The sequence below is a fragment of the Mucilaginibacter sp. PAMB04274 genome, from assembly GCF_039634385.2.
Classification (GTDB): Bacteria; Bacteroidota; Bacteroidia; order Sphingobacteriales; family Sphingobacteriaceae; genus Mucilaginibacter.
This window is the reverse complement of record NZ_CP155081.2, coordinates 2,436,819-2,451,444: the sequence shown is the minus strand read 5'-3', so window position 1 is coordinate 2,451,444 and position 14,626 is coordinate 2,436,819. Positions and strand designations below refer to the sequence as shown.

Sequence of the window (14,626 nt, the reverse complement as noted above, 5' to 3'; positions counted from 1 at the left end):
AAATTAACAGATAGTTAAGCTCTTGGTTTTATATATAAAAAAAGCTCTAAACCTTGTAGGTTTAGAGCTAACGTGTAGTTGTGTAATTTTATAAAGAAAACAAACGGTAACCTAAAGTGAGGTTAAACAAATTTGCACGAATTTCAGAATCACCTCTGCCATTTCTAAGTTTGTTTAAACCCAACTCGTAACGCAAATCTAACGACATGCGCTGAAAATCTAACCCTGCGCCAAATTGCCAGGCATAATTTTGATCATGTACCCGAAGCCTGGCTGCGTTGTTAAATGCATCACCTACACTTTGGTCATGATTGATGGCAAACGAAATTAATGGGCCGGTATTAACCCGGGCGGCAACGCCAAACATGCCAAACTTTCTGCCAACCAGCAAGGGCAGATCAATGCTTTGAAATTCGGCGGTGTTTTCAGCTCCGGCTGTTGCATCCTTTAACTTAACGTTCTTACTGGTATAATACAGCTCAGGTTGAAAATGCCACCCTACAGCGCCTACCCTTGCCCAGGCACCTACAAGGTAACCAGCACGGTGACTGCTGCTTAAAGTGTTTTCTGTAGAAAAAGAGGACAGGTTTGCACCTGCTTTTAAGCCGAAATTAAAACTCGGCAAGAACTGAGCTGACGCCGAAAATCCGGTGCACAAGGTAATGGCTAATAGATAAAAGTATTTTTTCATAGTAGTATGTGTGTATTTGCATAACAATAAAGCCGCATTTTTGTGCGGCTTTATTGTTAATCTTGAAACACTCACTTAACTAAAAGTTCAATTTACCTTGGTAATAATCTAATATTTTGGTGCGGATATAATAATCATAACGCGCATTAATTAAATTGTTGTTAGCCCTATCGAGATTGTTTTTGGCCACAATATAATCAACTGAGGTTAGTGCGCCGGCATTGAAACGTATTTCAGCAGTGCGGAATGATTCTTTAAACGCGTCGACCTGTTCGGTTAATACCTGAAACCTTTCATAAGCAGATGCCATATTAATGTAGGCCTGTTCTACATTCTGTTTCAATTGTATACGTGTGGTTTCTTCTACATAACGGGTTTCTTGCAAATCAATTTTAGCTAAAGCCACTCGGTTGCGGCTAACAAAACCATTAAGTATGGGGATTTGCAAGCCTAAATTAACCTGCGTATTGTAGTTATTCTTAAACTGATTAAAGTATCCTATCTTATCACTCGAAAAATTTTGGTTATAAGCATACACTGGCTGGTTGCCACCGGCTGTTTTTATAAATGCACCGGTATTAACCTCCATCGAGTCAACAAAAATAGACTTGCGTGCGGCATTGGAGTACCGGGTAGCTAATCCGCCCGATAATGCCAATACCGGAAGCATATTGCCTTTGGCCACTTTAACTTGCTTTTCGGCGCTCTGCCTGCGCAAGGTTGCTGCTTTTACCAGCGGCAAGTTTTGTATGGCAGTGGTGTATATCTGTTCGGCAGATTCGTTGAACTTGGTTGATGAGACTTGGCTGGCATCCAGGCGCTGCAAAGTGATACTACGGGTGTAGGGCACATTCATAATTTGCAACAAATTAAGTTTTGATGCGTCCAAGGCATTTTTAGCATTAATAACCGTCAACTGGTCGGTTCCCTGCTGGCCTTTAACATCATAAAAATCTGATGGCTTAACTGCGCCATTGGCATTCATTACCTGCAAACGCTGTACCTGTTGCCTAGAAACCTCCAGTTGGTTGTTAGCTTGTGTAAGTAAATCAGTGTTGTTTATTACCTGTAGGTAGATGGTTATCACATTTAGCGTTATATCATTTTTGGCTTGTTCAAAGTCCATCTTTCCGGCCTGGTAGGCTAAGGCAGTTTGGCGTATGCTGTTTTGAACCGACAAGCCGTTGAAAAGTATCAGATTTGCATTTACGCCATAATCAGCCGATGCAATTTGCTGGTTTAAGTAAGTATTTGTAAACGGATCCAAGCCACGCCCTGTACTTAGCCCATGGTTTACCACACCATTAAAAGTAGGTAGCAAAGCCGCACGCTGCTGCTGCCAGTATACCCTGCTCCTTTCCATATCCAACTCGCTGCGTTTAACTGTTAGATTATTGGTAATGGCAATATCGATACATTGCTGCAGATTGTATACAGAATCGGCAGACTGACACTGGCCCGATCTATTGAGGCACAGTAAAATAATCAATAAAATGAGATAGCGCATAACCTTGCTTACAATAAAACGGTCGAATCGATTTTGCCATCCAACAAGTTGATGATGCGTGAACCGTACTGGGCATTTTTTTCTGAGTGCGTTACCTGGATGATGGTAACACCATCTTCCTGATTTAATTTTTTGAAAAGGTCCATAATTTCTTCGCCTTGCTTAGAGTTCAGATTGCCAGTGGGTTCATCCGCTAATAATAAATTGGGCTTGCTGATAAGTGCACGTGCTATACCCACCAGTTGCTGCTGGCCACCCGATAACTGAGCCGGAAACAAATCCTTTTTGCCTACGATGTTAAAGCGGTCTAAAATGTCGGCAACCAATGCCTTTCGTTCTGCGCTTTTTACATCCTGGTATAGCAGAGGCGTTTCAATGTTCTCATATACTGTCAGCTCATCTATTAAATGGTAGGCCTGAAAAACAAAACCTATGTTTTGCTTATACAAAGTTGAACGTTGTTTTTCTTTCAATTGATGAACCGGTTCATTTAGAAAGTATTGATAACCTTCAGATGGCTGATCGAGCATGCCTATGATGTTGAGCAGCGTTGACTTACCAGAACCCGACGGCCCCATAATAGATAGAAATTCTCCTTTTTCAACCTCCAAATCTACTTTGTTAAGCACATAGGTTTTATTAGCTCCAGTGTTATAGAATTTTGATATTTGTTTAAGTGACAGCATTTGCAGTATGATGAGTGATTAGTTGTTTGAAGATAACTTATTATACATTATGCTATACATGAATTCTATACCAAAACCATAAAGTGCTGTTTATAAAACCTATAGATGGTTTTAGTAACATACGGCTGTTCGCTTGTGTAACATGCATTGTGCGGTTGTGATACAGTTATAAGATCAATTGCTTATTCGATTAGGCACGTGTAAACATGTTGCTGGCAGTTTCAGATCAAAAAGCAAAAAAGGCACAACTAACAGATACGTTTTTTGTACTGTAAGTTGTGCCGTCGAACTGAACAATTATCAACCGAATTCAATTCGGTTAACAGCATTATTCGCTCCGCAGGCTTTTTACGGGGTTGGCAATTGCGGCCTTAACAGATTGGAAGCTTACTGTAACCATTGCAATTATAATGGCTGCAAAACCGGCCAGTATAAAAACCCACCATTCAACTTCAATGCGGTAAGTATAGCCCTGAAGCCAGCTATGCATAGCGTACAAGGCTATTGGCGTAGCAATAAAAATAGAGATCATAACCAGCTTCAGGAAGTCTTTAGAGATAAGCGTTGCAATGCTGCTTACCGAGGCGCCCAATACCTTACGTACGCCAATCTCTTTGGTACGGCTGCTGGCCATGTAAGCAGCCAAGCCAAACAGACCTAAGCACGATATGATGATGGTTAGCAAAGCGAACGTGCCGGCTAAGTTGCCTGTACGTTGTTGTTCTTTAAACTTTGCCTGATATTCCTGATCAACAAACAGAGGATTAAAAGGAAAAGCAGGGTTAAATTTTTTGAAAACAGCTTCGGCCTTTTGCAACGAAGCACTTATTGATTGTGCTGGATTTAAGCGATAATTAATAACATTGTCCCACTCGCTTCTTGGCCCCATAACAAACATCGGGTTTTTAGCATCAAATGGCGATCCCCAAATAAAGTCTTTAAATACGCCGACTACATGCCACTTTACAAAATCTTTATCTATAATCTGACCGATAGGTTTTTTAAAGTTCATGACTTTAGCGGCCGATTCATTTATCAGGCAGGCGGTAGAATCTGTGAGGTAAGCCGCCGGGTTAATGTCGCGTCCGTCAACCAGTGGTATCTTTACAGTTTTAATAAAGTCGCCTTGAGTAGCTATTTGGTCAAAAACAATCTTGGCACCTGGTGCTTTCCCTTGCCATTCTAACCCCCATGAGTTGGATTGGCTCGTAACCAAATTTGAGCTGGTAATGCTTACAGCAACAGCAGCCCCGGAGTTGAGTAGTTCATTCTTGATGAGTTTCTCATTCTTTTTAATATCGCCCGAAAAAGGCGTATATACCAAGTTGCTTTTATCATAGCCATTGTCGCGCTGCTGTGCATATTGTATTTGTCTGCGTATTATGATAGTGCTAATTATCATTACCACAGCAAACGTGAACTGCACAATAACCAATAACTTGCGTGGCGTAATCAGGGCGTTGAACGAACGGAAAGTACCCTTTAAAACCTCTACCGATTTGAAAGAAGAAAGGTACAATGCAGGGTAACATCCGGCCAGTAAGCCGGTAAGTAAAATAAAAGCTAGCGTGCACAGCCAAAACAAAGGGTTAGCATAAGGAATGCTCAATTGCCATTGCACCAGCCTATTAAAGTGTGGCAGGCTTACCTGCGCAAGCACAATAGCAATGATACCAGAAATAAGGGCAACAATAACCGACTCAATGAGGAACTGACCAATCAAAGCGCCTTTAATTGCGCCGACGGCCTTGCGTATGCCTACTTCCTTAGCACGCTTTTCGCTGCGGGCCGTACTCAGGTTCATGAAATTTATACAAGCAATAAGTAGTATAATACCTGCAATTATGCTAAACAAACGCACTACTTCTACCCTGCCACCCGACGGTTTACCATCCTTAAAAATATTATGCAGATAGTAATCGCTCAGCGGATAAAGGAAAACCTCATTATCTTCCTGATGCTTGCTGTGCCGTATAGTAATGTTGATTATTTTTTTATTGAATTGCTCTAAGGATGCGCCTGGCTTTAGCTGGACAAAAGTACGGTAACTGTTATTTCCCCAATTTTGATCATCGCGACCCCAAAATACTTTTATAAAAGACCATGGCGTAATATAATCACCCTGGAAACGGGTGTTGGATGGCTGCGGCTTCATAACACCGCTTACAACGAAACTGTGTTTATTGTCAAACATGATAATCTTGCCCAACGCGTCTTCACTTCCAAACATCTTTTTGGCAAAAACCTGGCTAATTACGATGTGATTGGAACTGCTTAGCGCATCGTGTTTATTTCCGCTTATCAACGGAAAGCTAAACATGTCAAAAAAGCCCGGATCTGCATTAAAGCCATCTGCTTCCAGCTTTTTACCCTTGTATTCTATTAAATGTCTTTCTGCATAATCGACCCGTACAGCCGATTTCACTTCAGGGTATTCTTGTGCCAAGGCCGGGCCTAATGTGTTTGGTGTGGTAGACCAGCAATTTACCTCTCCTTCAAAAGTTGACCGGTTATAAGCAACGTAAAGGGAATCGATATTTTTATGAAAACGGTCGAAGCTTATTTCGTTTTGTATCCACAACGCAATTAACATTGCTGCCGCCATGCCAACAGCCAAACCTGTAATATTAATAAACGAAAAACCTTTGTTGCTTAACAAGCTTCGCCAAGCAATTTTGATGTAGTTTTTAAACATGGTACGGCAGTAATAAATATTTTGAAAAATTTGTATTCAGACCAGGAAAAACTGCGGGTTCTAAACCGTTGATAATAAAAGAACCCGGATTACTCGCTCCGCAAGCTTTTAACCGGATTGGCCAACGCCGCTCGTATAGATTGAAAGCTAATGGTAATAAAAGCCAACACTATAGCTAGTATGGTTGATACTACAAAAACCCACCACTGGATGCTTATCCTATATGCAAAGCCTTGCAGCCACTTGTTCATTAGCCACCAAGCTATCGGAAAAGATATTATGGCTGCAAGCAAAACCAGTTTGACGAAGTCGCGAGAAAGCAATAACACAATGCCGGCCACGTTTGCCCCTAATACCTTACGTATACCTATCTCCTTGGTACGTTGCAATACCATCATAATAGAGATAGCCAATAAGCCAACACATGATATAACAATGGCCAACACAGCACCGCTTACAAAGATGCCTGATAAACGGCGTTCACTTAAGTACTGGCGCTCGGTGTTTTCGTTAAGCCATGCTCCTTTAAATTCGGTGTTAGGATATTGGCGGTGCCAACTTTCTTTTATTTCATCAAAGGCATGAATAAGACTTGCCGGTTTTACTTTAACGAATATGTAATTAATGGTGTAACCTTTATCCATAGTCAAGGTTAAAGAGCCAATATCTTCGTGCAGTGACTTGAAGTTATAGTTTTTTACAATACCAATAATCTGTGCTTTAGGTTGCTGATCATACATGGGCAGGAAACTACCCAACAGGTTCTTGCCTCCCAGTTGCCGGGCCATGCTTTCGTTAATAATAATAGCTGTACTATCGCCCGGAAAGTTCGGATCAAACTCCCTGCCTTCTACCAGTTTAATGTCGAGTGTTTTGGCATAGTCGTAATCTACACGCTGAATATTGGTGCGTATTTCCCGGTCGTTTACGGTAAAACCTAAAATTGATGTGCGTGATGAGCCATCATTACCGCGGCCCATGTTCAGATAAGCGCCGCTAACGCCCAGCACATTTGTATTGTTACGCAGCTCGTTACGCATCCGCTGCAAAGCCTTTTCGCCCGTAATTCCCCTACTAACCGGTATGCTGAGCACTTCTGTTTTGTTATAACCAAGCGGCTTTTCGCTCAAGTAGTTTATTTGCTGCCAGGTTATAATGGTACAAATGATAAGCAACGTTGATAGGGTAAATTGTATAACTAACAAGGTATTACGCAATTTGCCCGGCTTACCAGCACTCACGTCTCCTTTTAACACCGCAACAGTTTTATAACGCACCATCATTAAAGCCGGGTAAAAGCCGGCTATAGCAGTTACTGCCAGAAACAAAATAAGTATGCCTGCCAGATGGACTGGCTCGGCAAGCATTGATAAGCTGATTTTACTCTTAAAAATTGCCTTGAACAGGTCTACTACCAACACGCAAATCAGTAAACCAACTATGGTAGCGCCAAGGCAAACTAGAATGGTTTCAGTCCAAAATTGCAGCAGTAGCTGCCATTTGCCAGCACCTAAGGTTTTGCGTACACCTACTTCGCGGGCACGGGTAAAGCCGCGGGCTACCGAAAGATTAATAAAGTTAATGCAAGCAATAATGAGAATAAAACAACCTATTACAATTAGGCTGATGGGATATGTTTTACTTACCGAATTTCCTTCAACGCCCCCTAAGTCTATATTAAAGTGATTTGTTGCAAACGGGACGATACCTAACTTAAATAGATCTCCGTCTGCATCTGGCTTTGCACCCTCGCGTTTCAGTAGGTCCAGGTCTTGTGTATAGTGCTTCGTTACGAAGGGTTTCATTTGGTGACTGAAAACCTTGGGGTCATAGTTCTCAGCAAATTCTACAAGTACAAAATGTGTTCGATTATCCCATCTGTCAACATCGGTTTTGTAGTTTGGAAAATGTTCAAACCTCACCAGCATATCAAACTCCAAACTCGAGTTTGAGGGTAATTTTTTCATGACACCGCTAACTACAAAAGGCTTTTCCTCATTGCCGATAGTCAAAGTAACGGTCTTGTTGAGTGCCGGCTCATTACCAAAAATGGCTTTAGCTGCAGTTTTGGTAATTACAACGTTGTTAAGGCCGGAAAAAACTGTGTTTACATTACCCTGTAAAAGTGGAAAAGTAAACATCTTCAGAAAATCTTCGTCCACAAAATGTACACCTTGCTCCACCTCTTTATTGCCGTACTTCACCAGTGCACCTGCATTGGCACTACGGGTTATGTGTTTTACGGCTGGATATTCGGCCTTTAATGCAGGTGCAAAAGGTATAGACATCGACGAGGTCTTTTCCACACCCTCCGGCCGGTTCGAAATATTATATACCTGGTAAATGTTTTCCAGTTTTTCATGAAAGCGATCATAAGAGAACTCGTAAAAAACGGTCAGGAAGATGAGTGTACAACAAGCTACTGCTACCGATAACCCAACGATGTTCATTAGGTTAAAGACCCGACCTTTCCACAAGTTGCGCCAGGCTATTTTTAAGTAGTTCTTAATCATAATGGTAAATTTTTGGTGAGCGGAACATTCTGCTCAGCACTAATGAATGGCTTGTGCTTTATTTACTACTGCGTGGCATTGGCTGCAATTTACTCACGCCGATATTTTGCAGGCTTTTGCCTTTTAAGAAGGCCAATGCCTTGTTCAATGCTGCGTCATTGTTCTGAACAAAGTCTTTTACGGTAGGCAGCACTTCGATATCAGGTTTTATACCGTAGCCTACAAACTCGCGCCCGTCTGGGTAAGTATCTTTTTTGGTGCAAACACGCGCACCTCCACCTCCGGGCAAGTCGAAATTATAGGGCTGGCCGGTGCTTCCAAACGTATTTTGGCCTATTTTAATCATGTGCTGTTGTTTGTCGGCAAAAATTAAAAAGTCTTCGGCTGCAGAGGCTGTATTGTGTCCGATGAGTACGGCAGTTGGCACAATCACTTTAGGTGCTTTCGCTGTGTTAACATGTATGGTTGAAGCGGTGATAAGCTCATAACGCTCATCATGGTTGTTAAGGTAAGCTTTGCTTGCCCAAGCACTATTTACAGTGTCTTTTGGTGTTAGGCCCACACCCCATGCTTTAAAAGAGGGCACGTGCAGCCGGCTTACCATTTTAGAGCCGTAAAATGTTTTGTCATTGGTGAGATAGTCCAAGATGGCTGCCCCAATGCCAGTGCTGCCACCTCCATTATTACGCAGATCGATAATAAGGGCCTTAGCTTTATACAACTCGGGTAGCTTTTGTATAAATAAGCTATCAATCTTCTTGTCGCCAAAACTGTTTAAAGCCACGTACGCTACCTGGTTAGGATACCATTTTAAATTAAGCAAATCAGGTTCGGTGAGCGCCGGATAGGTTTCCTTCTCCTCGGTTTTTGCGTGGATTAACTGCAATGATTTGACTGCTCCTTTTGGTGTTTTAATTTTGAGCGCGTAGGTTGTGCCAGTTGGCCCTTGCAGCAAATTTGAAGCCGCTTGGTCGTCGAGCACATAGCGGGTAGACGATGCAATATACGGTCTTACATTTTTTGCCATATAATTATGGGTAGACATGCCGTTTACTTCAATAATCTCGCTGCCTACAGGAATTTCGTCCTTTTTTGAAAGATTAGTTCGGGTGATAATTGCGCGTCCATCTATGTTTTGAATGAACAGACGGTAGTTGCCAAACATGGTATTCAACACCTGATTGCCAATTACAGGGGGCATGTAGATATTGGTATGACCATCATTTAAAAAAGCACAAAAGCGCTGTAACTCGCGATAATACTCATAATCATTACTTGTTTTCTGTACAGTTGGTATCATAGCCGTGTACAAACTATCCCAGGCGGTACGGTTAACCTTACTTAGATAAACAAAGTTGTAATTCACCTCCTGCCAAAATTTAGATAGTCCGTAAACTTTCTCCTCAGGCTTAAGCGTGTTGGGCATTTGTGCGTGAGCATGCATGCATAAGCTTGCTGCAGCAACTAAAAGTGATAAGGTTTTAGAAAATTTCATTTGCGTACAATAAGGTATTCTTACATCATGATATTTTCAACTACGGTATGGCCATCAAGCAGGCGTACAATTCTATGGCTGTAACGGGCATCGTGTTCAGAGTGAGTTACCATAATAATGGTTGTTCCCTGCTCGTTCAGGTCGGTTAATAGTTCCATTACTTCGTTGCCGTTGCTGCTGTCCAAATTACCGGTAGGCTCATCTGCCAATATTAATTTGGGTTTGTTTACTACCGCACGGGCAATGGCCACCCGTTGCTGCTGCCCGCCCGACAGTTGCTGCGGGTAGTGATTTCGGCGATGCATTATTTGCATTTTGGTAAGCACCTCTTCAACACGTTGCTTACGCTCGGCCGTGCCAACGCCTGTGTAAATAAGTGGTAGCTCTACGTTTTCGAAAACCGTAAGCTCGTCTATCAAATTAAAGCTCTGAAAAACAAACCCGATGTTATGCTTGCGTAAGTCGGCACGCTTGCGTTCATTAAAGTGAGCCACCTCAGTACCATTAAACAGGTAACTGCCGCCATCTGGATCGTCAAGCAGCCCCAAAATATTAAGCAAGGTAGATTTACCACAGCCCGATGGACCCATAATAGCTACAAACTCACCGGTGTTAATTTCGAGGTTCAGCTTATTAAGGGCTACAGTTTCCACCTCCTCAGTGCGGTAAAACTTTTCAAGGTTTGTTATTTTAATCATTTATCCTCCTCACCCGTTGTACCGGGTTTCTTTGTTTAAAGGTAATTTCTTCAGTTGCGTTATTAGTATGATGCTTTCTCTGTTGCAGGTGTCAGTTCCTATTTTATAATTAGCTCCTGCATATCGCCATAATTTTCATAGCTTGATGTTACTACACGATCTCCCGGTTTTAACCCCTGCATAACTTCATAATAATCCGGATTTTGGCGACCCAATTGTATATCCATCCTATAAGCAGTTTTACCATCTTCGCTTAGTTTGAATATCCAGTTGCCACCCGTTTGCTGGTAAAAACCGCCTTTAGGTACTAGAACCGCTTGCGTTTCATCGCTTAAAGCTAAGCGTATCTGTAGGCTCTGCCCTCTGCGTATGTCTTTTGGCAATGCGCCTGCAAATTGCATATCGACCTGGAAACGGCCGTTAGAAACCTGTGTGAACACCTTTTTAATTTTTAGTTTGTAAGTTTTGTCGCCTAAGGTAAACTCACCCATTTGCCCATTAAACACACGGGTTATATAATGCTCATCCACATCAACCCGCACTTTAAAGCCAGATAGAACATCAATTTGGCCTAAACGACCACCCTTTTGCTTGCTTTGGCCAATTTCAGCGTCTAATGAAGTAAGCTGACCGTCAACCGGTGCACGTACAATCAAGTCTCCTACCTTTTTGCGCATCAGCTCTAATGTAGCTTTCATATGCGCGTACGATTCTTTCGACTGTTGCGTTTGCTGGTTCATGGCGGTTGAGTCCTGGTTCAGAATTTGTGTAGTTAGGCGCTTGCGGCGCACGGCGTATGAGTAATCATTTTCAGATTTTTGAAATTCCTGCAAGCCGATGGCTTTTTGGTCATAAAGGCGTTTATTTAGTTTATACACCCGATCGGCTTCTTTCAGGTTACTTTCTACTTCGGCCATTTGGTTTAGTTTGCTAATGGTATTCTGCCGGGCGTTATCGTGCGATATTTGCATTTGTGTAAGCACGTTAAATACGGCAGTTTCTTCGTTGGCCAGGTTTAACTCCAAATCAGTATTGGCTAGTTTCAAGATGGGCTGTCCCTTTTCCATGGTAGCGCCGTCTTCCACAAATAACTTTTCTACACGGCCTCCTTCAACTGCATCTAAATAAATAGTGGTTATAGGTAAAACTATACCATTAAGCGGTATAATTTCCTGAAACGATCCCTTTTTTACCTCACTTATGGTTATGCGCTCGGCATCTACATTAAGCTTGCTCTTGCCCGAAGTAAATACAATGCTTCCTGTTACCAACGCTACAACAGCTACTATGCCGGCAATAGTCATTACCCGTTTATTGTTCCACCTCTTTTTTTCAATTATTCTGTCCACGTAAAAAAGTTATTTACATCGTATATATAAACCCTGTGCCATAGTTTAAATAACTGTTTATCAGCACCTTATTTAACAATCTCAAAGATTGGCGTACGCTTGTGTTACAACAAGTGTGCGGTATTGATACAATGCTAAAATTGTAAACAAATGAAGCGCTTTGATTGCCAAATAGTTATAAATTTGGATAGCCAATTGCAATATTTGCGCAAATCAGCGTAGCTGTTATTTAAAATGAATAATAGTGCATTCGGCTATTAATACTAACTTAACCCTCCACAATAAAAGCAAATGATATTAAAAAAAGCAACAGTATTAGTTGTTGATGATGATACAGATGTACTTACGGCAGTAAAACTTTTGTTAAAGACCGAAGTACAGGAAATCATAACCGAAAAAAATCCGGAAAATATAAACTCGCTGCTCACCCGTAACCAGATTGACCTGGTCTTATTGGATATGAACTTTAATAGCGCCATGAACACCGGAAACGAGGGCATATACTGGCTGCGTAAGATAAAAGAATGGCGCCCGAACGTGTGTGTGATTATGATTACCGCATACGGCCATATTGATTTAGCTGTACGATCATTGAAAGAAGGCGCCAACGATTTTGTTGTAAAACCTTGGCACAACGAAAAGCTGATAGAAACCATTAAGGATTTATTAGACAAACAGGAAGGCCCTAAAAAGCCTAAAATCTCTGTCAAGGGTTCTACAGGCGGCACGGCCATATTAGGTGAAGCCGAAGCCATGCAGGATATATTTTATAAAGTAAACAAGATTGCGCCCACCGACGCCAACATACTTATTTTAGGCGAAAACGGTACCGGTAAGGATTTGATGGCGAAAGCTATTCATGAAAGGTCTTTACGTGCCAACAAACCCTTTATTAAGGTTGATGTTGGCGCATTAACGGATACGCTTTTTGAGAGTGAGTTATTCGGTCACAAAAAAGGCGCTTTTACAGACGCCCGGGAAGACCGCATGGGCCGTTTTGAAGAGGCCGAAGGTGGCACCTTGTTTTTAGATGAGATTGGCAATATCTCTTTACAACAGCAGGCTAAATTGTTAACTGTGTTGCAAAACCGCCAGGTTACCCGCTTAGGCAACAACAAGCCGGTTGATATTAACCTACGTTTGATATGTGCAACCAACGTGCCTTTGCAGGAATTAGCTAATGAGAACAAGTTTCGTAAGGATTTAATTTACCGTATTAATACGGTTGAAATTACCATGCCTGCCTTGCGCAGGCGTAATGACGATATACCCTTACTGGCACGCCATTTTGCAAAAATTTATGCGGCAAAATACCTAAAGCCGTCTGTGGATTTTAGTAACGCGGCACTGCAAAAATTACAGTCATACAATTACCCTGGCAACGTACGCGAATTGCAATACACCATTGAACGGGCTGTTATCATGGCCGAAGATGCCATTTTGCAGCCCGACGACCTGATCTTTTCATCTCTGGAAACGAATATAAAAGAAGCTCCCGAAGCCTCTGACAATGTCCCTTTAAGTATGATGGAAAAGAACGCCATTTTAAGGGTGATTGAAAAACATAACGGCAACATTACACGCGCCGCCAAAGAACTTGGTTTAACACGTACCGCATTATACCGCCGACTGAACAAGTATGATATTTAAGCGTTACGAGTGGCAATTATTGCTTCGCATTTTTGTTTTATTTGCCCTGCTTTGTGGTGCTGCCTACGCCATTATAAGCCGGTTTTATGTTTACAGCATTGCGCTTGCACCATTCATTATATACGTAATTGTTAGCATTATGCAGCAATACACAAAAATCCATCAGGAGGTGCAGGAGTTTGCTGAAGCAGCATTGTATCGCGATTTTTCGCGCCATTATGCCATCCAGAGTGCACCTGCTAACGTACAGATTTTACGTAAAGGTTTTAATGAAATCAACACCACGTTTAAGACTATTAACCGCGAGCGCGAAACGCAGTATCATTATCTGCAAAAGATATTGGAGCTTGTAGGCACTGGGATAATATCTTATGAGCAGGAAACGGGCGAAGTAGCCTGGATTAACGAATCGTTCAAGAATTTAATCAGTATACCTTACCTTAAAAGCATCCATTCGCTCGAAAAACGCAACGATGAGCTTTATTGGGAGATCATTAAACTAAAATCGGGCGGCAGCAAGGTAGTAACGTTAATCAAGGATCAGCAAAAAGTGAAACTGCAGCTAATGGCGAGCGTGTTGCGAAGCGAAGATAAGATCTATAAATTAGTCGCCTTCCAAAACGTAAGCGATGCCATGGATGAGTCGGAATCTAACGCCTGGTCAAAGTTGCTCAATGTAATGACGCACGAGATCATGAACTCGGTTGCTCCTATTTCGTCCCTGGCTGACACATTGAAAAACCGGCTTAAGCGGCCGGACATAGCCAACAGTCCGGTTAGTCATGATCTGGAAGATTTAGAGTTAGGAATTGACACTATTAAGCGCCGGAGCGAAGGCTTGCTTAAATTTACCGAAAGTTATCGCAGCCTTAACAAAATCACCAAGCTCGAGCTGCAACAGGTATCGGTTTATGATTTATTCGAAAACCTGAATACGCTGATGCTGCCCACACTCGAGAAAAAGAACATTGAATTGGATATTATACTCCGAGATATTAACATGACAATCGATGTGGATGTTAACCTGTTAGAGCAAGTGCTTATTAATTTATTGGTAAACGCCATTGAAGCTGTAAAAGATCAGCCTGAACCAATGATCAGCCTTTCGGCCGAGGTGCAAAGCAACAAAACTCTATTGAAGATAAGCGACAATGGTACAGGCATGTCTGCCGAGCTTATGGAAAAGATTTTTATTCCGTTCTTTAGTACACGCAAAACCGGCAGTGGCATTGGTTTAAGCCTGTGCAAGCAAATCATGCTTATGCATAAGGGTAACATACAGGTTCAAAGTACCGAAGGTGTGGGCACAACCTTTATATTGCAACTTAATTAACCCTGTATT

10 protein-coding genes are annotated in these 14,626 nt (G+C 42.0%); 2 read left to right on the top strand and 8 right to left on the bottom strand.

Annotated features, from left to right (window positions below; genetic code table 11):
• Positions 1-88 precede the first annotated feature (88 nt).
• The 8 genes from ABDD95_RS10335 to ABDD95_RS10300 all read right to left on the bottom strand — a co-directional run bounded on the left by ABDD95_RS10335 (position 89) and on the right by ABDD95_RS10300 (position 11,634).
• Entirely contained in the window at positions 89-691 is a 603-nt protein-coding gene (locus ABDD95_RS10335) for a porin family protein (protein WP_345951813.1), read from the bottom strand.
• A 79-nt stretch (positions 692-770) separates the two neighbouring features.
• Positions 771-2,198, bottom strand: coding sequence for a TolC family protein (locus ABDD95_RS10330; protein ID WP_345951812.1), 1,428 nt, complete (start codon positions 2,196-2,198; stop codon positions 771-773).
• 8 nt (positions 2,199-2,206) lie between these two features.
• Positions 2,207-2,884 carry an ABC transporter ATP-binding protein gene (locus ABDD95_RS10325; protein ID WP_345951811.1) on the bottom strand — a complete coding sequence of 226 codons (678 nt, stop codon included), beginning with the start codon at positions 2,882-2,884 and terminating at the stop codon, positions 2,207-2,209.
• Positions 2,885-3,212: 328 nt separating this feature from the next.
• Positions 3,213-5,579: an ABC transporter permease gene (locus ABDD95_RS10320; protein WP_345951810.1), complete on the bottom strand. Its 2,367-nt coding sequence runs from the start codon at positions 5,577-5,579 to the stop codon at positions 3,213-3,215.
• Positions 5,580-5,668: 89 nt separating this feature from the next.
• Positions 5,669-8,092 carry an ABC transporter permease gene (locus ABDD95_RS10315; RefSeq protein ID WP_345951809.1) on the bottom strand — a complete coding sequence of 808 codons (2,424 nt, stop codon included), beginning with the start codon at positions 8,090-8,092 and terminating at the stop codon, positions 5,669-5,671.
• A 58-nt stretch (positions 8,093-8,150) separates the two neighbouring features.
• Positions 8,151-9,587 (bottom strand): S41 family peptidase, encoded by a 1,437-nt coding sequence (locus ABDD95_RS10310; protein ID WP_345951808.1) that lies wholly within the window; start codon positions 9,585-9,587, stop codon positions 8,151-8,153.
• 20 nt (positions 9,588-9,607) lie between these two features.
• Entirely contained in the window at positions 9,608-10,285 is a 678-nt protein-coding gene (locus ABDD95_RS10305; protein ID WP_345951807.1) for an ABC transporter ATP-binding protein, read from the bottom strand.
• Between the two features lie 98 nt (positions 10,286-10,383).
• A complete protein-coding gene (locus ABDD95_RS10300) occupies positions 10,384-11,634 on the bottom strand; it encodes an efflux RND transporter periplasmic adaptor subunit (protein WP_345951806.1) in 1,251 nt (416 codons plus the stop codon).
• A 291-nt stretch (positions 11,635-11,925) separates the two neighbouring features.
• Here ABDD95_RS10300 and ABDD95_RS10295 point away from each other — a divergent pair, with 291 nt between their 5' ends.
• On the top strand, positions 11,926-13,284 hold the full coding sequence (locus ABDD95_RS10295; RefSeq protein WP_345951805.1) for a sigma-54 dependent transcriptional regulator: 1,359 nt from the start codon (positions 11,926-11,928) through the stop codon (positions 13,282-13,284).
• Positions 13,274-14,617 (top strand): HAMP domain-containing sensor histidine kinase, encoded by a 1,344-nt coding sequence (locus ABDD95_RS10290; RefSeq protein WP_345951804.1) that lies wholly within the window; start codon positions 13,274-13,276, stop codon positions 14,615-14,617. Before ABDD95_RS10295 ends, ABDD95_RS10290 begins: the two co-directional genes overlap by 11 nt.
• Positions 14,618-14,626: the final 9 nt, after the last annotated feature.